This window comes from Isoptericola haloaureus, from assembly GCF_036689775.1.
GTDB classification, from domain to species: Bacteria; Actinomycetota; Actinomycetes; order Actinomycetales; family Cellulomonadaceae; genus Isoptericola; species Isoptericola haloaureus.
Genome location: NZ_JBAGLP010000073.1, coordinates 1 through 346 on the forward strand (window position 1 = coordinate 1; position 346 = coordinate 346).

Below are 346 nucleotides of genomic sequence, written 5' to 3' on the forward strand. Positions count from 1 at the left end.
CTGTGGGCTGAGCCGGAGCGCGCGCGCGGCGCCCAGTCCTGGCGGTGGGCCGCGGCCGCCGAGCGCTACTCGGCCCCGCACCCGCGCTCCGAACACGCGGCCGTGCCGCGCCGCCGCCCGCACGCGGGCGCCGGCCCGGCCCACCGAACCGACGGTCGGGCCGCGCCTGCACTCGCACGCTCGCTCCGGCTCAGCCCACAGAACAGACGGTCGGGCCGCGCCTGCGCTCGCACGCTCGCTCCGGCTCAGCCCTCGGTGTCGGCGAACTTGTAGCCGAGCCCGCGCACCGTCAGCAGCAGGCTCGGCGCCCCGGGGTCCGGCTCGATCTTGGACCGGATGCGCTTGA

1 protein-coding gene is annotated in these 346 nt (G+C 78.3%); it reads right to left on the minus strand.

The features are described from left to right. Positions 1 to 245 precede the first annotated feature (245 nt). Positions 246 to 346 (minus strand): winged helix-turn-helix domain-containing protein (locus V5O49_RS00230; RefSeq protein WP_332900460.1); only part of this gene is annotated, 101 nt, incomplete at its 5' end.